This window comes from Nocardia sp. NPDC058666 (genome assembly GCF_042714895.1).
Classification (GTDB): domain Bacteria; phylum Actinomycetota; class Actinomycetes; order Mycobacteriales; family Mycobacteriaceae; genus Nocardia.
Map to the genome: position 1 here is coordinate 153284 of NZ_JBHXRY010000004.1, position 20312 is coordinate 173595.

At 67.6% G+C, this 20312-nt stretch carries 18 protein-coding genes; 7 read left to right on the forward strand and 11 right to left on the reverse strand.

What is annotated here, in order from left to right; translation table 11 throughout:
• Positions 1-62: 62 nt before the first annotated feature.
• The 4 genes from ACFWVD_RS12350 to ACFWVD_RS12365 all read left to right on the forward strand — a co-directional run bounded on the left by ACFWVD_RS12350 (position 63) and on the right by ACFWVD_RS12365 (position 4596).
• A complete protein-coding gene (locus tag ACFWVD_RS12350; RefSeq protein ID WP_379242122.1) occupies positions 63-1556 on the forward strand; it encodes an NAD-dependent succinate-semialdehyde dehydrogenase in 1494 nt (497 codons plus the stop codon).
• Between the two features lie 9 nt (positions 1557-1565).
• Positions 1566-2639, forward strand: a complete 1074-nt coding sequence (locus ACFWVD_RS12355) for a tartrate dehydrogenase (protein ID WP_379242123.1) — start codon at positions 1566-1568, stop codon at positions 2637-2639.
• 334 nt (positions 2640-2973) lie between these two features.
• Positions 2974-4182 carry a molybdopterin-binding protein gene (locus ACFWVD_RS12360; RefSeq protein ID WP_379242124.1) on the forward strand — a complete coding sequence of 403 codons (1209 nt, stop codon included), beginning with the start codon at positions 2974-2976 and terminating at the stop codon, positions 4180-4182.
• A 51-nt stretch (positions 4183-4233) separates the two neighbouring features.
• Entirely contained in the window at positions 4234-4596 is a 363-nt protein-coding gene (locus ACFWVD_RS12365; RefSeq protein WP_379242125.1) for a hypothetical protein, read from the forward strand.
• Between the two features lie 56 nt (positions 4597-4652).
• Here ACFWVD_RS12365 and ACFWVD_RS12370 read toward each other — a convergent pair whose 3' ends face one another.
• Positions 4653-5900 carry an SPFH domain-containing protein gene (locus ACFWVD_RS12370; protein ID WP_379242476.1) on the reverse strand — a complete coding sequence of 416 codons (1248 nt, stop codon included), beginning with the start codon at positions 5898-5900 and terminating at the stop codon, positions 4653-4655.
• 11 nt (positions 5901-5911) lie between these two features.
• Positions 5912-6343: an NfeD family protein gene (locus tag ACFWVD_RS12375; RefSeq protein ID WP_379242126.1), complete on the reverse strand. Its 432-nt coding sequence runs from the start codon at positions 6341-6343 to the stop codon at positions 5912-5914.
• Between the two features lie 165 nt (positions 6344-6508).
• On the opposite strand from ACFWVD_RS12375, the gene ACFWVD_RS12380 reads away from it, so the two are divergent.
• On the forward strand, positions 6509-7333 hold the full coding sequence (locus ACFWVD_RS12380) for a DUF3097 domain-containing protein (protein ID WP_379242127.1): 825 nt from the start codon (positions 6509-6511) through the stop codon (positions 7331-7333).
• 80 nt (positions 7334-7413) lie between these two features.
• Positions 7414-8226: a hypothetical protein gene (locus ACFWVD_RS12385; protein WP_379242128.1), complete on the forward strand. Its 813-nt coding sequence runs from the start codon at positions 7414-7416 to the stop codon at positions 8224-8226.
• Between the two features lie 122 nt (positions 8227-8348).
• On the opposite strand, the gene ACFWVD_RS12390 is transcribed toward ACFWVD_RS12385, so the two are convergent.
• The 9 genes from ACFWVD_RS12390 to ACFWVD_RS12430 all read right to left on the reverse strand — a co-directional run bounded on the left by ACFWVD_RS12390 (position 8349) and on the right by ACFWVD_RS12430 (position 17118).
• On the reverse strand, positions 8349-8741 hold the full coding sequence (locus ACFWVD_RS12390) for a hypothetical protein (RefSeq protein ID WP_379242129.1): 393 nt from the start codon (positions 8739-8741) through the stop codon (positions 8349-8351).
• An 86-nt stretch (positions 8742-8827) separates the two neighbouring features.
• Positions 8828-9877: a ferrochelatase gene (locus tag ACFWVD_RS12395; protein WP_379242130.1), complete on the reverse strand. Its 1050-nt coding sequence runs from the start codon at positions 9875-9877 to the stop codon at positions 8828-8830.
• Positions 9877-10713 (reverse strand): NADH-dependent enoyl-ACP reductase InhA, encoded by an 837-nt coding sequence (gene inhA / locus ACFWVD_RS12400; RefSeq protein ID WP_379242131.1) that lies wholly within the window; start codon positions 10711-10713, stop codon positions 9877-9879. The genes ACFWVD_RS12395 and inhA overlap by 1 nt, the downstream gene beginning before the upstream one ends.
• A gap of 48 nt (positions 10714-10761) precedes the next feature.
• Positions 10762-11478, reverse strand: coding sequence for a 3-oxoacyl-ACP reductase FabG1 (fabG1, locus tag ACFWVD_RS12405; protein WP_379242132.1), 717 nt, complete (start codon positions 11476-11478; stop codon positions 10762-10764).
• An 84-nt stretch (positions 11479-11562) separates the two neighbouring features.
• Positions 11563-12567 (reverse strand): VWA domain-containing protein, encoded by a 1005-nt coding sequence (locus ACFWVD_RS12410; protein WP_379242133.1) that lies wholly within the window; start codon positions 12565-12567, stop codon positions 11563-11565.
• Positions 12564-13514, reverse strand: coding sequence for a DUF58 domain-containing protein (locus tag ACFWVD_RS12415; RefSeq protein ID WP_379242134.1), 951 nt, complete (start codon positions 13512-13514; stop codon positions 12564-12566). The genes ACFWVD_RS12410 and ACFWVD_RS12415 overlap by 4 nt, the downstream gene beginning before the upstream one ends.
• 29 nt (positions 13515-13543) lie before the next feature.
• Positions 13544-14704: an AAA family ATPase gene (locus ACFWVD_RS12420; RefSeq protein WP_379242135.1), complete on the reverse strand. Its 1161-nt coding sequence runs from the start codon at positions 14702-14704 to the stop codon at positions 13544-13546.
• 177 nt (positions 14705-14881) lie between these two features.
• Complete coding sequence (locus ACFWVD_RS12425; protein ID WP_379242136.1) at positions 14882-16243, reverse strand: NlpC/P60 family protein; 1362 nt, start codon at positions 16241-16243, stop codon at positions 14882-14884.
• Between the two features lie 329 nt (positions 16244-16572).
• On the reverse strand, positions 16573-17118 hold the full coding sequence (locus ACFWVD_RS12430) for a DUF6676 family protein (protein WP_379242137.1): 546 nt from the start codon (positions 17116-17118) through the stop codon (positions 16573-16575).
• A 282-nt stretch (positions 17119-17400) separates the two neighbouring features.
• On the opposite strand from ACFWVD_RS12430, the gene acnA reads away from it, so the two are divergent.
• Positions 17401-20214, forward strand: coding sequence for an aconitate hydratase AcnA (gene acnA, locus ACFWVD_RS12435; RefSeq protein ID WP_379242138.1), 2814 nt, complete (start codon positions 17401-17403; stop codon positions 20212-20214).
• Positions 20215-20312 lie beyond the last annotated feature (98 nt).

Below are 20312 nucleotides of genomic sequence, written 5' to 3' on the forward strand. Positions count from 1 at the left end.
ATAACATGGCGGGGAGGGTCACGGCAATGGGTGATCCACCGCGTCGGGAGGCAGGGCACCGTATGACCGAGTCCGGGGGCAGCGCACGGCTGCTCGAAAACCTCAGCGCCACCGAACATTCCGCGATCGACAGCGTTCCGAAAGGCCTGTTCATCGGCGGCGAATGGCGCGAATGCCCCGCCACGCTGCCCGTGTTCGATCCCGCGACCGGCGAGCAGCTGTGCTCAGTGGCGGACGCAACCCCGGCTGACGGCCTCGACGCTCTCGCCGCTGCCGCTGCGGCACAAGCGGATTGGGCGAACACGCCGCCGCGCACCCGCAGCGACATCCTGATGCGCGCCCACCACGCCCTGCTGGCCGACACCGAACGCCTGGCCCTGATCATGACCCTGGAAATGGGCAAGCCGCTGACCGAAGCACGTGGCGAAATCGCTTATGCCGCAGAATTCTTTCGCTGGTTCGCCGAGGAAGCCGTGCGCCTCGATGGCGGATATATGCCCGCGCCGACGGGCGGTTCCCGGTTCCTGGTGACCAAGCAACCCGTCGGGCCGAGCCTGCTCGTCACGCCGTGGAACTTTCCGATGGCGATGGGGGCACGCAAGATCGCGCCCGCGCTGGCCGCCGGGTGCGCCAGTGTGGTGAAACCTGCTGAGCAGACACCTCTTTCGATGCTGGCGCTGGCCGCTCTACTGGCTGATGCGGGCGTGCCCGCCGGGGTGGTCAACGTGGTCACCACCGCTGATCCCGGTGCGTTGGTGACGCCGCTGATCGCCGATCCGCGCTCGCGCAAGCTGTCCTTCACCGGTTCGACCGCGATCGGGAAGTTGCTGCTCGAGCAGTGCGCGGGCACCGTCATGCGCACGTCCATGGAGTTGGGCGGGAACGCGCCGCTGCTGGTGTTCGACGATGCCGATCTCGATGAAGCGGTCGAGGGTGCGTTGGCGGCCAAGATGCGCAATATCGGCCAGGCGTGCACGGCGGCGAACCGAATTCTGGTGCAGCGCAACGTCGCTGACGAGTTCGCCGAACGACTGACCGCGAAGATGGCGGCCTTGCCGATGGGGCGGGGCACCGAGCCCGGGGTGGTGGTCGGGCCGCTAATCGATGCTGACGCCGTGGCGAAGGTCGAATACCTGGTGGCCGATGCCCGTCGTCGCGGCGCTCGACTGGGGCTCGGCGGCACGGCGGTGCACGGCCCCGGCACGTTCTACCCCGCGACGGTGCTCACCGACGTCCCCGATGACGCCGAACTGTGCCACACCGAGATCTTCGGCCCGGTCGCCGCGATCGGCACCTTCGACACCGAAGACGAAGCCATCACGCGAGCCAACGACACCCCTTACGGGCTGGTCGCCTACGTGTTCACCGAGAACCTGCGGCGCGGGCTGCGCGTGTGTGAGGCCCTGGAAACCGGGATGGTCGGCCTCAATCAGGGAGTGGTGTCCAATCCGGCGGCGCCGTTCGGCGGAGTGAAGGAATCCGGGCTCGGGCGTGAAGGGGGTTTCACCGGGATCGACGAATTCCTCGAGACCAAATACATCGGCATCAAGGTTTAGGGAGACAGCGTGCGCACATACCGGATCGCGACCATTCCGGGCGACGGGATCGGCGTCGACGTGACCGTCGAGGCGGTGAAAGTGCTCGACCGGGTGCTGCCGGGAATCAGCTGGACCGAGTTCGACTGGTCGTGCGAGAACTATCTGCGCACCGGCGCGATGATGCCGACCGACGGGCCCGAACAGCTCGCGGACTTCGATGCGATCCTGTTGGGCGCGGTCGGATTTCCCGGTGTTCCCGACCATATTTCCCTGTGGGGCTTGCTGATTCCGCTGCGGCGGGCGTTCAACCAGTATGTGAATCTGCGGCCGGTGCGGTTGCTGCCCGGCACGGAATCCGCGCTGCGTGATCGCACGGCCGAGGACCTCGACATTCTCATCGTGCGCGAGAACTCCGAGGGTGAGTACTCCGACATCGGCGGCATTCATAACCCGGGCCGCCCCGACGAATTCGTGCTCCAGGAGTCGGTGTTCACGCGCACCGGCTGCGAACGGATCATCCGCTACGCCTTCGACCGCGCCACCGAACGCGACGGCAAACTGTGCTCGGCGACCAAGTCCAACGGGCTCATTCATTCGATGCCCTACTGGGACAGCGTGTTCGAACGCATCGCCGCCGAATACCCGTCGGTGCAGACACGGCAGATGCACGTCGACGCCCTCGCCGCCGAAATCGTGCTGCACCCCGACCGCCTCGACGTGATCGTGGGCTCGAACCTGTTCGGCGACATCCTCTCCGACCTCGCCGCAGCCGTCACCGGCGGACTCGGCCTGGCCCCCTCGGGCAACATCAACCCCGCCAACGACGCGCCCTCGATGTTCGAAGCGGTCCACGGCAGCGCACCCGATATCGCGGGCTTGGGCATCGCCAACCCGGTCGCCCAGATCCTCGCGGGCGCCATGCTGCTGTCCCACCTGGGCGAGCACGACGCGGCCGCCGCGGTCGACCGTGCGGTCTGCGACGTCCTCGCGGCGGGCACGATCCGCACACCAGACCTGGGCGGCACCGCGACCACCGCCGACCTGGGCACAGCCATCGCCGACCGCGCAGCCGAACTCGCAGGTGCACTGACCCAAGCGTGACGCTGAGTTCGCGGGTGCACTGACCCAGGCGTGACGCTGAGTTCACGGTGCACTGACCCAGGCGTGACGCTGAGTTCGCGGGTGCGCAAGACCGGGCGAGGCGGGCCCCGCCACTCGCCGACGGCCCACTGAGGTGTCGCAGTGCACTGTCGGTGCCATCGGTGCGGCGAACGGGCGCGCGCTGGTGGCCAGCCACGGAACTACGCACCGCCCGACCCGCGCAACCGTGAGCACAACGTCATCGCGAGGCAACTGCTGAGAAAATCGCAGGCAATCGGTGGTGCGCACGATAGGTCGCAGTGTCGGTGACGGGTGGTCGGAAAGGGCAGACGTGGTGACGAGCGCACGGGTGGGCGTAGTTCCGGCGGTGCAATGCGGATTGGAACGGGTGCGCGCGAAGATCGCCGCGGACCTCGAACCGATCGCGGTGCGCGAGCGACCCGTGGCCGAGGCGGTCGGGGCCACCCTGGCCGTCGCGCTGGCCGCGGGCACTCCGCTGCCGCGCGTGGACACCGCCGCCATGGATGGCTACGCGGTCGCGGGCCCCGGACCGTGGTGGCGGCTGCACCACCAGGTCAGCTACGCCGGACGCAACTGCTCGGTGGTGCTGGCGCCCGGTGAGGCGGTGCGCATCGCGACCGGCGCCGCCACACCCCTCGGCACCACCGCGACCCTGCGCGACGAACACGTCGCGATGACCACCGTGTCCGGCAAACCGGTGGTGATGCGCGCACCCGGCGCACCGGTGCGCGACGACACCCGCCGCCAAGGCGAACACTGGACCACCGGAACAGAATTGGCCCGTGCGGGCGCACGTGTCTCAGCCGCTCTGGCCTCGGCCGCGCTGAGCGCGGAAGCCGAAACCGTCACCGTGCGTGGACCTCTGCGCGCCGACGTGGTGATGACCGGCGACGAAATCCGCGCCGTCGGCCCCCTGTCCGCCGGCGAAACCCGCGACTCGCTGGGCCCCGTTCTCCCAGAGTTCTTGCGCTGCTGCGACATCGAGAGCACCGGACTGTGGCACCTCGCCGACAGCCGTGACCTGCTGCGCTCCTGGCTCACCCTGAAATCCCACGCCGACCTGGTCGTCATGGTCGGCGCCACCGGCCGCGGCGCCGCCGACCACCTACGCACCCTGCTGTCGGACCTCGGCGCCCGAATCATCATCGAACGCATAGCGATTCGCCCCGGCGGTTCCACCCTGGTTGCCCAACTCCCCGACGGCCGCGTCCTACTCGGCCTGCCCGGCAACCCCTTCGCCGCCGTAGCCGCCCTGCTGGCAGTAGGCCCCGCCATCGTCGACGCCCTCACCCTGCGCACCCCCGGCCCCACCATGTGGGGTCGCCTGTCCGACGCGGGCGTCATGGAAGGCGAAGCCACCCGCCTGGTCGGCGTCCAACAACACCCCGGCGGCGTCTGGCGCAGCACCGGCCCCGCCCACACCCCCCACCTGGCCGGCCTCATCGGCTGCCAAGCACTGGCCATCCTCCCCCCGGGCACCGGCCGCGGATCCCTGGTAGAACTGCTTCCCCTCCCCCACTGACCACACCGCCACCTCGGCGAAGCCCGGCACTCCTGGCAGTACGCTTCCGACATGACCGAGGTACAGGGGGCGGCACCCGCGGACGAAAAGCGTGGCGCCGGGGCGGTATTGCTGGCTTTGACCCAGATGGTGTTCGGCGCGCTGACGGGAGCGTTCACGGCCCTGATCGGCTACCTGCACATCGTGATCGCCGTGCACGACGCACTGGGGGTAGCCGGTTCCGACACCGAACCCATCCGATTTTGGGCGACATGGATTCTCACGTACGTACTCGTGCTCGTCGGCCTACGTCTGGCCTACCGACTCCAGGCCATCCGCCCGTTCGTCGTCACGATGGCGATCGTGTTCGTCCTTCTCGCCACCCCATTCACGATGATCGCGATCGGTATCGAAGGCGGCGGTTTCCGCTCCTGACAGAACCGGCCCTGACGCACTATGTGCGTCAGGGCCGGTTCTGCTCGGTGCGTGGATCAGCCGTGTTGCGGCGGCTGCCAGGGGCGACCATACGGATCGTTCGGGCGCGGCGGTGGCGGGGATTGCTCCGCGTCCAAGTTCGTCGGCGGGGTGGGCAGTTCCGGATTGCCCTTGGCCACTGAGGTTTTCGGGCGGGGGATGGGGGTGTCGAAACCTTCGACGGGGGTGCGGGCGGTGGCTTCGGCGGCGCGGACCGCTTCGGCGATCTTGGGGTCGGAAGCGGTTTCGAACCAGTCTTCGACGTCGGAATCGTCGGCGATCTGCACCGGCGCTTCGTCGGTGGACGCCTCGTAGCGGAACACGCCGTCCTCGCCCTTGGACGCGAAGTTCTGGGCGAAACCTTCCAGTGCCTTGCCGAAATCGCTCGGCACCAGCCACACCTTGTTGGCATCACCCTTGGCCACCAACGGCAGCGTCTGCATGTATTGGTACGCAAGCAGCTCCGGCGTCGGCTTGCCGTTCTTGATGGCCGCGAAAACCTTCTCGATGGCCTTCGCCTGACCCTGCGCCTGCAGGTACGAGGCAGCGCGTTCACCCTGGGCGCGCAGGATGCGGCTCTGGCGTTCACCTTCGGCGGACAGGATCGCGGACTGCTTGCCACCCTCGGCGGTCAGGATCGCCGCCTGCTTGGCGCCCTCGGCGGTCTTGATCTGCGCTTCGCGGTTGCCTTCGGCGGTGAGGATCGTCGCGCGCTTCTCGCGATCGGCCTTCATCTGCTTCTCCATCGATTCCTGGATCGACGGCGGCGGATCGATGGACTTGAGCTCCACGCGGGCCACGCGCAGACCCCAGCGGCCAGTGGCCTCGTCGAGCACACCACGCAGCTGGTTGTTGATCTGATCGCGCGACGTCAGCGTCTCTTCCAGCGTCATGCCACCCACGACATTGCGCAGGGTGGTGACGGTGAGCTGTTCGACCGCGGCGATGTAGTTGCTGATCTCGTAGACCGCGGCCTGCGGGCTGGTGACCTGGAAATACACCACCGAGTCGATCTGCAGGGTGAGATTGTCCTGGGTGATCACCGGCTGCGGCGGGAACGACACCACCCGTTCGCGCAGATCCACCTTCGCGCGCACGCGATCAGCGAACGGGACCAGGAAGGTCAGCTGACCCGACACGGTGCGCGAATACCGTCCGAGCCGTTCGATCACCGCCGCCTCGGCCTGCGGGACGAGCGCGATCGATTTGAACACCACCACCACGACCAACAGGACGAGGACGGCGGCCACGATCAAGGCAACGATGTCCATGGTTTCTAGGGACCCTTCCAGACCACGGCGGTAGCGCCGTCGATCTTCATCACATAAACGGTCACACCGGCTTCGTACACTTCTGTCGCGTCCAGCGGACGCGCGGTCCACACTTCACCACCGAGCTTGACCTGCCCCGAATGCTCCGACACCGAATCCAGCACCAGCGCCGACTTCCCTTGCAGCGCATCGGCATTGGTGAGCGTGGGCGGCGGGGTACCGAACTTGCGGCGCAGCACCGGACGCACGCCGAGAAACAGCACACCGGCCATCGCCGCGAACACCAACGCATCGCCCCACACCGGCAGTTCGGTGGCGGCGCTGACACCCGCGGTGCCCAATGCGGCCACGCCGAGCATGAGCAGCACGAGATCCCCGGTGAGCATTTCCGCCGCCGCGAGAGCGATGCCCGCGATCAGCCAGATTATTGCGGCCACCTCGCCAGCCTAGCCGTGATCAGCCGTTCGCGGGGCTCCTCGAGGCACCCGGAATTCGATCTCGGGCGCACCGGGTCACCGCGAAGTACGAACGCCCCCAACGCAACAGACCCACCGGCATCACGGTGCGACGCATCGGGTGCCGTGCGCGGTAGTTTCAGGGGCGTGAGTGCACGAGACAGCTACGGGGACATCTATTCCGGACACGATCGCACCAAGAAGACGCCGGTGCCGACGGTGATCGCGGTGCGCGACCTGGTCGCCGAGGACGCGGTCAGCGGATTCTGCGGTGCCGTAGTCGGTTTCGACCGCAGCTACGACGGTGAGTTCGTGAAACTCGAGGACGGACGCGGGGTGGTTCGCCTGTTCGCGATGCGCGAAGCGGCATTCCTGATCGACGGTAAACCGGTCACGCTGATCCGGCCCACCGCGACCGCGCCCAAGCCACCGACCCGCTCCGCGTCGGGGTCCACGCGCGTGGAGGGTCTGCGCGCGCGGGTGGCTAGAACCAGCCGGATCTGGGTGGAGGGTGTGCACGACGCGGCGCTGGTCGAGCGGGTGTGGGGGCACGACCTGCGGGTGGAGGGCGTGGTCGTGGAACATCTGGAAGGGCTGGACAATCTCGGTGCCCGGTTCGTGGAGTTCGAGCCCGGTCCCGGTGCGCGCGTGGGCGTGCTGGTGGACCACCTGGTCACCGGCTCCAAGGAGTCGCAGCTGACCACCGGACTCGGCCCGCACGTGCTGGTGACCGGGCACCCGTACATCGACGTCTGGCAGGCGGTACGCCCCGCGGCGCTGGGCATCGACGCCTGGCCGACCGTGCCGCGCGGCGAGGATTGGAAGACCGGCATCTGCGAACGTCTGGGCTGGGGAACCCCGCAGCAGGGGTGGCGGCGGGTCTACAACGCGGTCGGCTCGTTCCGCGATCTGGAGGCCCCGCTCATCGGCGCGGTGGAACGGCTCATCGACTTCGTGACCGAGCCGCAGTAACCGCATACCAGGTCAGGCAGGCCTATTCGCGACCTCAGTGCGCACACGCGAACCCCGGCGAACCTTTATGCTCGATGATTATGTGCTCTCCCAGTGCGACGCTGACGCTGTGGGCCGGCTCCTGGCTGGCCGGTACCAGCGCGCCCGACGACGTGCTGGAGGCACTGCACGCCTGGGCACCGCGGCACACCATCGCGGCGGGCGACCCGGTCACCGGCGGTCGCACCGATCTGCCGTGGACCTCACGCGGCGACGCGGGCACCGGCGCGATGCCGCTGCTGAAGGTGATCCGGGAGGCGATGGCCCCGGCGGGCGCGCAGTTGCGACTGGTGCTGCCGGCGCCCGGTGACGTGCGGGGGCTGCCGGTGGGTACCGCGTTCGCCGCCGACGCGATCGACGCCGAGGAGGGCATCCTGCTGGGCGTTCCCGGCGAGCCCGGCACCGGGCTCATCCCGCAGTGGGACGACGACGACACCCTGCAGTGGACGGTGTACGGGGTGGATCTGCCGCGTATCGCGGGGCACGACATGTCGCTGGGCGAGGCCGAGTACACCATGCGCGAATCGGTGCGCGATGCCGCCGACGCGCTGATGCAACTGCACACCACCTCGATCGGCAACGGCGACGACGACCCGCGCGAACAGATCGAGGCGCAACTGGCAGCCTACTCGCGCCACGCCTACCCCGATTCGATTCCGTTGCGCGCCAAGCGAATTCTCGACACCGCCGACCATGTGGCCGCGATTCTCACCGTCGCCCAGCACGAACCGGCGTCCTCACCCACTTCGGCCACCGCGATCGGCGCACACGAATCGCTGCTACGCCCGCTGTGGAACACGATCCGCGAAGCCCGCCTCGTCGCCGTCCACGCCGCCACCCGCCGCGACGGATAGCAGGGCGAAGACAGGTCCGACACTCGCCGCGACCGAAAACGCGTAGGCGAAGCGCGTTGCCGCCGCCCGCCGCAACCGATAGCGCGCAGGCGAAGCGCCGTGCGTCGTTACGAAGTTCCGCTTCAGAATCCGCCGAGTGCCGCCCGCAGATCGGGAACTTCTAGCGCTTTCAAGACGGCGCTGCGCACCCGAGGGCAGGCACGCATCGTGGCCGTATCCACGATGCGGCGGTTGTAGGCGACAGCGGCACCCGCGACCGTGTCATCGATGGTCCACAGCTTCATAACGCCGGTGAACGCCACCTGCGCGACCTGCGGGCCCAACGCCTTCCAGGTCCCCTTCTGCGCGTCGAAAATCCCGCACAACCTGTCCGCCGCGACCACCGAGATCGTGGTCGGGGGTGCCGGGACCGGCTCGGTTTGGAAGCCTTCCTTGCCACACCCGGTCAGGCCGAGCGCGGCTGCGGACAAGACCAGGGCCAGCCCGGTCGTGCGACGCGGCGAGATCGAAACCATCGGAAGTCCTCCGATCAGTCGAGCGCAACTGAGCAAAGGCTACTCCCGGAACCGGGCACTACCGACAAATGGTTACCCGGTTGTGTTCAGCGCGCAGCGGGGCGCTGGGGCAGTTCGCAGCAGCCCGGCGCGCACAGGGCGCCGTCGACGGTGCACCCGTAACCGGGGACTTCTCCGAGTTCACGCACCGGTGCGCCGCTCACGCGTTCACCGATCAGCTCCACGATCATCCGCGAGAACCGCGGGTCGGTGCCGGGGGTTCCCGCGCGCGCGAAGGCCATGCCGAGTTCGGCGGCGCGTGCGCTGGCCTCGTTGTCCAGATCCCAGATCACTTCGAGGTGATCGGATACGAAGCCGACCGGGCACACCACCACGGCGTCGATTCCCTTGCCGTGCAATGCATCCAGGTGGTCGAGGATGTCGGGTTCCAGCCACGGCACCTGCGGCGGGCCCGACCGCGACTGCCACACCACGTCGTAGTCGGCGAAACCTGTTGCCGCCGCACACAATCGGGCAGCTTCGGCAACCTGACGACTGTAGAGACGTCCGCCATCGGCAGGCGGTCCCGCGGCGATATCGGCAGCCACCGGAATCGAATGCGCTGTGAATACCAGGCGCACACCGGCGCGACGATCGGCCGGAATCTGTTGCACCGCAGTGGTGATCGCGTCGGCGAACGACTCGATCAACAGCGGGTGATCGAAATACTGGCGCAGTTTCACCAGTTCGGGCGCACCGTCACCCACGGCCGCGCGAGCCCGCGAGATGTCCTCGTCGTACTGGCGGCAGCCGGAGTAACCACCCCACGCGGAGGTGGGAAACACCAGGGCCGAACGCACACCGTCCGCGGTCATCCGCGCGACAGTGTCCTCGACCATGGGATGCCAGTTGCGATTGCCGAAGTACACCGGCAGATCCAGCCCCGCATCGGCCAGATCGGCCTCGAGCGCGGCGATGATCCGCTGATTCAGCGCGTTGATCGGTGAGACCCCACCGAAATGCAGGTAGTGCTGCGCGACCTCGGCCAGCCGTTGCGGGGGTACCCCGCGGCCCCGAGTGACGTTCTCCAGGAAGGGGATCACGTCCTCGGGGCCTTCGGGGCCGCCGAAAGACAGCAGCAGCAGTGCGTCGGGCATCAGCTCAGGGACATGTTCTCCGGGAACCACATGTTGTGGCTGGCGCCGCCGTCGACGTAGATGATCGAGCCGGTGGTGGCGGGCAGCCAATCCGACAGCAGGGCCACGATCGACTTGCCGACCGCGCGCGGGTCGTTGCCGTCCCAGCCGATCGGCGACGCGCCGTCCCAGTACTGGTCCAGCTGCACCAGCTGCTTGGCGTCGTCGGTGGCGGTGCCCGCGATGGCCTTGGCCGCCAGGGTCTTGATCGGGCCCGCGGCGATCAGGTTCGAGCGAATCTTCTTGGCGGCGCCCACTTCTCGCGCCACGTACCGGTTCACCGATTCCAGCGCGGCCTTGGACACGCCCATCCAGTTGTAGTACGGCATGGCCACGCGCGGATCGAAGTCCATGCCGACCAGCGAGCCGCCCTCGTTCATCACGGGAAGCACCGCGCGGGCCAGGGAGGCGTAGCTCCACGCCGAGATCTCGAACGACTTGGCGACATCGGGGCCGGGGCCCTCGAGGAACGGCAGCGAGCCGGGGCCCATGATCGAACGCGGCGCGAACGCGATCGAGTGCAGCGCACCGTCGATGCCCTCGGGGGCCAGTTCGCGCAGCTTCTCGGTGAGCGCGGCCAGGTCCTCTTCGTTGGTCACGTCCAGGCCGATGGCCGGGGGCACTTCCTGCGGGAGGCGCTTGGCGATGCGGTCGATCAGGCGCAGGCGGTCGGGGATACCGGTGATGATCACCCTCGCGCCCTGCTCCTGCGCGATCGCGGCCGCGTGGAACGCGATCGACGAGTCGGTGATGATGCCGGTGACCAGGATGGTCTTACCTTCGAGCAGTCCGCCCATGAGTTTTCGGTTCTCCTGAAATCAGTGTGTGGTTGTGAAGGGGGTGGATCAGTGACCCATGCCCATGCCGCCGTCGACCGGGATGACCGCGCCGGTGACGTAGCGGGAATCCTCGGAAGCCAGGAAGCTGATCACGGCGGCGACCTCCTCGGCCTGGCCCAGACGGCCCAGCGGGATGAACTTCTTCGCCATGTCCTTCATGTCCTCGGGCAGTTCCGCGGTCATGTCGGTCTCGATGAAACCGGGCGCGACCACGTTGGCGGTGATCGAGCGCGAACCCAGCTCGCGGGTGATCGAGCGAGCCATGCCGATCACGCCCGCCTTGGAGGAGGCGTAGTTGATCTGACCGGGGCCACCGCCAAGGCCGACAACCGAACCCAGGAAGATCATCCGGCCCCAGCGGGCGCGCAGCATGGCGCGGTTGGCGCGCTTGGCGCAGCGGAACGCACCGGTGAGGTTGGCGTCGATGACGCGCTCGAACTGATCCTCGGTCATGCGCATCAGCAGCGTGTCATCGGTGATGCCGGCATTGGCGACCAGCACCTCCACCGGACCCTGGTGTTCTTCCACCTCGGTGAACGCGCGATCGACCGAATCGCTGTCGGTGACATCGCATTTCACACCGAACAGACCTTCAGGCACCCCCGATCCACGGTGGGTGACGGCGACCTTGTGGCCGTCGGCCAGCAGGCGCTGCGCGACAGCGAGACCGATACCGCGATTACCGCCGGTGACCAGCACCGACCGGGATGTGACGTTCGACATAGGGTCCAACCTATCTGTTCTGATTCATGCGCCCTGCGTCAGGGTCGCGCCGTTGCGACAGCTCACAACGCGGGCGGTGGGAGGCTAGGGCAGTCGTTGGCGATAGAGCAAACTGACCACGACACCGGCCGCGATGGCCAACATGCCGGCCAACAGCCAGGGCCTGCTCGCGTCGCCGCGGGTGGTTTCGTAGCCGATCTGTTCCTCGAGGGTGTCGTAGACCGCGGTGAGTTCGGCCAGCGACGACGCGGTGTAGAAGTCGCCGCCCGACAGTTCGGCGATCTCGCGCAACGAGTCGTTGTCCACGGGCACCTTCACCCGCTGCGAACCCTTGCCGTCGGAATCGGGGATCTCCACGGTGCCCCATTCGGTGCCGAAGGAGATCGTGGACACCGGGATGCCCTTGTTCTTGGCCAGGCGCGCGGCGGTGAAACCGTGCCGTGGGTTGTCGACGTCCTTGTCGTCGGGCACGGTCTGCTTGCCGTCCGACATCAACACCACCCGCGCGGGCGGCGGCGTTTCCGCGCCACCGAGCACCGCGGCCAGGGTGTCGATCGACTGCAGGGCGGTGAGGATGCCCTCGCCGGTGGCGGTGCGCTCGGCCAGTTTGATGTTGTCGATGGAGTGCTTGACCGCTTCACGGTTGGTCGTGGGCGACACCATCACCGAGGCGGTGCCCGCGAACGTGACGAAACCGAGGTTGATGCCCGGAGTCAGCCCTTCGACGAACTCCTTACCGGCTTTCTGCGCGACCTGCAGTCGGTCGGGCTCGACGTCGGTGGCTTCCATCGACAGCGAAACATCCATCACCAGAACAACAGTCGCGCGATTGCGCGGCACCTTCTGCACGGCGGTCGGGCCCGCGGCCGCGATGGTCAGCAACACCAGGCCGACCAGGATCAACGCGATCGGCGCATGGCGCATCGGGCTCGGTCGCGACGGGGCGACCCGTTCCAGAATCGCCATGTTGCCGAACTGCAGCATCCGCTTGTGGCGGGCCCGCTGCACCAGCACGTAGCCGAGCACGAGCAGGGCGACGACCGCGAGGAATCCCAGCCAGGCAACAGCGGTGAAATGCGAAATACTCACTGGCGAGGCACCCGCCCGCTCGGGGCGCCGAGGCTGTGGCGCCGGGTGGACACGAACCGGACCACGTCGGCGATCCAGTCCCGATCAGTCTGCAAGGTCATCACCGGTGCGCCACAGCTGCGCAGCGCCTGAGCCACCTGCGCGCGCTGGGCTCCGGCCGCGGCGGCGAAATCGGCGCGCAGCTGGGGGGTGACGCTGAATTCGCGGGTGCGGCCCGATTCGGGATCGTGCAGCACCACGTCGCCGCCGTCGGGCAGGGCGATGTCGAGGGGGTCAAGGACCTCCACCGCGAGGATGTCGTGGCGGGCGGAGATCGCGCGCAGCGACCGCTGCCAGTCCACGTCGCCGAGGAAATCGCTGATCACTACGGCCAGACCGCGTTTACGTTGCGGACGGCGCAGCGATTCGATTCCGGCTTTGAGATCGCCGCGCACACCGTCGCGGGCGTGCGGGGTGGTCGCGATGCCGCGCAGCATGGTCTGCGCGTGCAGCCGTCCGCTGCGCGCCGGGATGCGCACCAGGTCCTGACCGGTCGCCACGACAGCGCCGATCCGGTTGCCGCCACCGGAGGTCAGGTGGGTGATGGCCGCGGCGGCCGCGATCGCGAGATCGCGCTTGTGCACGCGGCCGGTGCCGAAGTCCAGACTCGACGACAGGTCGACCACGAGCCAGGTCTCCAGCTCACGGTCGGCGATCATCTGCCGCACGTGCGGGTGGGTGGTGCGGGCGGTGACCGACCAATCCATCTGTCGCACATCGTCGCCCGGCTGGTACAGCCGCGCCTCCCCCGGTTCCGAACCCGGACCGGGGATCAGACCCTGGTGGTCACCGTGCAGCACGCCGTCCAGGCGCCGCCGCACGGTCAACTCGAGGGTTTTCAGCGCGGCGGCCAGCTTCGGGTCGGTCAGTTCACCGGCACGGAACGACGGCGGAGCGTGAGACGACATGGGCACGCGGACAACGGGTTCCGGCACACTCACCGGGGTGCGACGTGGCCGGCGGGCTGGGACTGCTGCCCGTTCACCGGCTGCGGCACAGGTTGCTGCGGGGCGGGCGGCTGCGGAACCGGTTGCGGGGCAGCCGAACCGGTGACGGCCTGCGGGGCGACCTGCGGCAGACCCACGGTCTGCAGCACCCGCTTGATCACGTGTTCGGGCGAAACCTCGTCCGCCAGTGCGTCATACGACAACACCAGGCGGTGACGCAGCACGTCCGGGATCACCTCGACCACGTCCTGCGGCACCACGTAATCGCGCCCACGGATCAGCGCGACCGCGCGGGCGGCGGCGATGATGCCCAGGCTCGCGCGCGGGGACGCACCGTAGGAGATCCAGCTGGCCACATCGTCCATACCGAATTCGGCGGGCGTGCGGGTCGCGCTGATCACGCGGACCACGTAGTCCACCAGTGCGTGGTGCACGAAGACATTGGCGGCCACCTTCTGCAGGCGGATCACGTCTTCGGGGTCCAGAATCTGCTTCGGCTCGGGCGCGCTGACACCCATCCGGTAGATGATCTCGCGCTCTTCCTCGACCGAGGGGTAGTCCACGAGCACCTTGAACAGGAAGCGGTCGCGCTGCGCCTCGGGCAGCGGGTAGACGCCTTCGCTCTCGATCGGGTTCTGGGTCGCCATGACCAGGAACGGCTCCGGCATCGGGTACGTCTTGCCGCCGATGGACAGCTTGCGTTCGGCCATCACCTCGAGCAGCGCCGACTGCACCTTGGCCGGTGCGCGGTTGATCTCGTCGGCGAGCACGAAGTTCGCCACCACCGGGCCGAGCTCGGTGTCGAATTCCTCGCGACCCTGCCGATAGATGCGGGTACCGATCAGGTCGGTGGGCACGAGGTCCGGGGTGAACTGCACCCGGGAGAACGAGCCGCCGACAACCTTGGCGAAGGTTTCCACCGCAAGAGTCTTCGCGACGCCCGGCACACCTTCGAGCAACACGTGTCCGCGTGCCAGAACGCCCACGAGCAACCGCTCGACGAGCCGATCCTGACCGACGATAACCCGCTTGACCTCGTAGATCGCCTTCTCGAGAGTCTGGACGTCACGCTCCAGGGTGCTCGGCGCAGCCGTACCGGCGTCTTTCGCCAGCTTCGGCCCGCTCACACCTTCCGTCGAAGTCACCAACATCCCCGCTTTCGCTTTGGTCCTGTGCGTGCGGCACCAACTATTCCATTGAATCCCACAACGCGCCGCAACCGGCCAGTACTAGACGGGGATTCGTCATATCGGTGACCGCCGCCACCACCGCGCTCGATTGTGGCACGCACTGCACAGATTCGGTCCCTACCAGCGGCGATAGGTAAATCAATCGGTGATGATGCGGACCGCGTACGGCATGATGCCGTCTTCGCGGACCGGGGAAATCCGTACGAAATCGCCGGATTGCGGGGCTTCGATCATGGTTCCGTTGCCCAGATACATCGCCACGTGCTCGCTGCCGCCGGGGCCCCAGAACAGCATGTCGCCGCGTTCGCGGTCGTCGACGTCGACTCGGGTGCCCGCGTTGTATTGGTAGCCGCTGTAGTGGGGCAGGGAGACTCCGATGCCCGCGAAGGCGAACAACATGAGCCCAGAACAGTCGAAGCCCACTTTGTTGAAGTCGCCGTGGGCGTCGCCGGGGCCGCCGTCGCGGATGCCCAGGGTGGGGCCGTCTTCGTCGCCGCCGCCCCAGGCGTAGGTCACGCCCAGTTGCGACATCGCGCGGTCGACCACGGTTTCGATCGCGGCCGAACCGGTGACCTGGGGGTGGGACGGGCGGGGTTTGGCGCGGCGGGGGGAAGCGGGGCCGGATTCGAGGTCGGTGTGGGGGCGGTTGCCCTCGTTGAGTTCGGCGGCGCGGGCCCGGGCGGCCTGGTCGGCGGCGGCGCGGGAGGCGGCGGCGTTGGCCGCGGCCAGCAGGGCCATCACTTCGGCTTCGCGTTGGTCGTCCCACGTCAGGAAGATCTCGCGTTGGCTCTGCAGACCGGCCACCGCGGTGCGTGCGGCGTCGAGGGCGGTCTGGGCGGCGTTGCGGTCCTGACGCAGGGTGTCGCGGGCGACGGCCTGGGTGTCGAATTCGGCTTTGGCGATGTTGACCGCGGCTTGGGCGGCGTCGCGTTTGCTCTCCGCGCCCGCCGCGGCCGCGTCGGCGTCGGTCTTGGCCTGGCGGGCGGCGGCGTTCTGGTTGGCCTGATCGACCTGGGCCCGACGCAGACCGTCCAGGACCTGGCGCTGGTTCTTCGACACCATGCCCAGCACCTGCGCGCGGTCCATCGCAGCATCAGGGGTCGAGGAGGCGAGGTAGGTGACGACCGAACTGTTGACCGGACGCACGTAGGCCTGGGTGGCGACCTGATCGAAATCCTGGCGTGCCACACCGACTTTCGCGCCCGCGTCGACCAGCAGGGTCTGGGTGTCGGCGACCGCGGCCGCTGCCGCGTCGGCGGCGTCACGTGCGGTTTGCAGATCGACCAGTGCCTGGTTGACCGCTTCGCGTTTGCCCGCGAGTTGGTCGTCGAGTGCGCGCAACTGTTGGTCGGCGGCGGCGACGCGATTGATCAGCACGCCGATCTCGCTGACCCGCGTGTCGACCTGCTCGGTCGCCCCGGCGATCTCACCGTCGGACGGATTCGGTGGCGGAGGTGGTACCGCCGCGACCGGTCCCGCGGCGCCGAGAACAACCAGCACCGCCAGCAAACCGATCGCTATTCGTAAGAGACCTGGTTCGTCTTGCCTGCCCGCACCGCGCACGGCACCTCCGAGTAGCTCGACTAGACATCCGCCACTGGCGCATCAGTCGAAACATCGACCACAAGAGTCGACCAATGCCCCCTGTACCACTGCTTTCACGATCGCGATCACCAGCAACCGTACGACACATATTTCCCAAAGGAAACATCCGCCACAGTGGTACGGGGCATCAATTCATCGATTGCTCAGAATTTGCCTTACGCGGCACAGTTTTCTACCGCATGGAACAGACCGGTGGCCTGGAAATGTGACTGGAGTGAAACCAGTTAGTTGACCGAACCCACATCCGCGCGCGGTGCGGGGGGAGCTGCCGGTGCGTCGGGGCCGCGGCGAACCTTCACCAGATACAGCCCGGCGATCGTCAACGCCATCACCGCCAACAGGGCTGCGGTGATGACGCCCCAGGACATACCCTCGGGCTGCTCGAGCCGATCCACGAACGCCTGCACGGCCTGTTCGGGATGGTTGCCCTTGTACTTGGCCGCGTCCTCGGCCCACTCCAGGCGAACCCGGCTGATGCTGTCGCTGTAGGTGCCAAGCCAGTCGTCGCTGAACACCGCGACGGTGCCGTGGGTGTTCTCGCCGACCTCGGTGGCCAGGTCACGTAGGCTCGAATCGTGGCCGGGATTACCGGGAACGATGACCACGCTGAGCGGGATCCCCTCCGATCGCGCCTGCGCGACGATCGCGGCCAGTTTCTCCTGATCCTGCCCCTTGGGGGCGGCGACGTGATTGTCGGCGAGGTCGGACGCGACGCTGCTCAGCACGGTGTTGGGCGGCAGTTCGGCCGCCATCGGCGCAAAAGTGGTCATCTTCCATCCGGTCTGTCGAGCCACGATCGCCTGCGTCGCGACGGGCATCCAACACTGCAGGGTGAGCGTGCTTGCGTCTTCCCCGACTTCGCTCGACAGGCACAGTACGCGACATCGAGTTCGACTACGTCCGCACGGCACACCCAACCGCCCCCGCGGTTTTCATAGGACAAGCGTACTGTTAGGCTCGTACGGCGAGGAATCCGGCATCTCACGGCGCCGAATACCCCCTACGCGAAGACGCGAGCCGCCGGCACAGCCCCGCCGGTGGCACACCCTCACATGAGTGGAGCTGACGTGACGAAGATTGATACCTTCGGCGCCAAGGGCACGCTCGAGGTCGGAAGCAACTCCTACGAGATCTTCCGTCTCTCGGCTGTTCCCGGCACCGAGAAGCTGCCCTACGCCCTGAAGGTGCTGGCAGAGAACCTGCTGCGCACCGAGGACGGCGCCAACATCACCGCCGACCACATCCGCGAGATCGCGAACTGGGACCCCTCGGCACAGCCGAGCGTCGAGATCCAGTTCACCCCCGCGCGCGTGATCATGCAGGACTTCACCGGCGTGCCCTGCATCGTCGACCTGGCCACCATGCGTGAGGCCGTCACCGTCCTCGGTGGCGATCCGAGCAAGGTCAACCCGCTGTCGCCCGCCGACATGGTCATCGACCACTCGGTGATCCTGGACGTGTTCGGCCGCGCCGACGCGCTGGAGCGCAACGTCGAGCTCGAGTACGAGCGCAACGGCGAGCGTTACCAGTTCCTGCGCTGGGGCCAGGGCGCCTTCGACGACTTCAAGGTCGTCCCCCCGGGCATGGGCATCGTCCACCAGGTCAACATCGAGTACCTGGCCCCCACGGTCATGGTCCGCAACGGCCAGGCCTACCCCGACACCTGCGTCGGCACCGACTCGCACACCACCATGGTCAACGGCCTGGGCGTGCTGGGCTGGGGCGTTGGTGGCATCGAGGCCGAGGCCGCGATGCTGGGCCAGCCGGTCTCCATGCTGATCCCGCGCGTGGTCGGCTTCAAGCTGACCGGTGAGATCAAGCCCGGCGTGACCGCCACCGACGTGGTGCTGACGGTCACCGAGCAGCTGCGCAAGCACGGCGTGGTCGGCAAGTTCGTCGAGTTCTACGGCAAGGGCGTCTCCGAGGTTCCGCTGGCCAACCGCGCGACCCTGGGCAACATGAGCCCCGAGTTCGGTTCCACCGCGGCGATTTTCCCGATCGACGGCGAAACCATCAACTACCTGCGCCTGACCGGCCGCAGCGACGAGCAGCTCGCGCTCGTCGAGGCGTACGCCAAGGAACAGGGCATGTGGCACGACCCCGAGCGCGAGCCGGTCTACTCGGAGTACCTCGAGCTGGACCTGAGCACCGTCGTTCCGTCGATCGCAGGCCCGAAGCGTCCCCAGGACCGCATCCTGCTCAGCGAGTCCAAGAGCGCGTTCCGCTCCGACATCCTGTCCTACGTCGGCGAGGGTGAATTCACCATGCTCGACGAGGGCGTGGAGGAGTCGTTCCCGGCGTCGGATTCCACCGCCGTGTCGGCCTCCGCCGCCGATGACACCTACGTGCCTGCCCACTCGGCCGCCAAGGGTGCCGCCGGTCGTCCGTCCAAGCCGGTCGAGGTCGTCGCCGAAGACGGCAGCACCTTCGTGCTCGATCACGGTGCCGTCGTGGTCGCGGGTATCACCTCCTGCACCAACACCTCCAACCCGTCGGTCATGCTCGGCGCGGCCCTGCTCGCCCGCAACGCGGTCGAAAAGGGTCTGGCGACCAAGCCGTGGGTGAAGACCAACATGGCACCGGGTTCGCAGGTCGTCACCGACTACTACGAGAAGGCCGGCCTGTGGCCCTACCTGGAGAAGCTGGGCTTCTTCGTCGGTGGTTACGGCTGCACCACGTGTATCGGTAACACCGGCCCGCTGCCCGAGGCCACCTCGGCCGCGATCAACGACAACGACCTGTCGGTCACCGCCGTTCTCTCGGGTAACCGCAACTTCGAGGGTCGCATCTCCCCCGACGTGAAGATGAACTACCTGGCCTCGCCGCCGCTGGTCATCGCGTACGCCCTGGCGGGCACGATGGACTTCGACTTCGAGACCGACGCGCTGGGTCAGGACTCCGAGGGCAACGACGTCTTCCTGAAGGACATCTGGCCGTCCGCGCAGGAGATCGACGACACCATCAAGTCCTCGATCAGCCAGGACATGTTCCGCAACTCCTACGCCACCATCTTCGATGGCGACAAGCGTTGGCAGGGCCTGTCCACTCCCGAGGGTGACACCTTCGAGTGGGACGAGAAGTCCACCTACGTGCGCAAGGCGCCGTACTTCGACGGCATGTCGATGGATCCCTCCCCCGTCACCGACATCACCGGCGCGCGCGTGCTGGCCCTGCTGGGCGACTCGGTCACCACCGACCACATCTCCCCCGCCGGCCCGATCAAGCCGGGCACCCCGGCCGCGCAGTACCTCGACGCCAACGGTGTGGCCCGCAAGGACTACAACTCGCTGGGCTCGCGTCGCGGTAACCACGAGGTCATGATCCGTGGCACCTTCGCCAACATCCGGCTGCGCAACCAGCTGCTGGACGACGTCTCGGGTGGTTACACCCGCGACTTCACCGTCGAAGGCGGCCCGCAGGCGTTCATCTACGACGCCTCGCAGAACTACCAGGCCGCCGGCATCCCGCTGGTCGTGCTCGGTGGCAAGGAATACGGTTCGGGCTCCTCGCGTGACTGGGCCGCCAAGGGCACCAGCCTGCTGGGCGTGAAGGCCGTGATCACCGAGTCGTTCGAGCGCATCCACCGCTCCAACCTCATCGGCATGGGCGTTGTGCCGCTGCAGTTCCCGGCCGGCGAGTCCGCCGCGTCGCTGGGCCTGACCGGCACCGAGACCTTCGACATCGCGGGCATCACCGCGCTGAACGAGGGTGTCACGCCGAAGACCGTCAAGGTCACCGCCACCGCGGAAGACGGCAAGGTCACCGAGTTCGACGCGGTCGTCCGCATCGACACCCCCGGTGAGGCCGACTACTACCGCAACGGCGGCATCCTGCAGTACGTGCTCCGGAACATGATCCGCGGCTAATTGCAGGACCGGTGGCGTGACACCGTAAAGTGTTGCGCCGCAAGGGCATCGGCTTGCCCATTGAATAATGCGACAGCCCCCGTCTCGGTTCGCCGGGG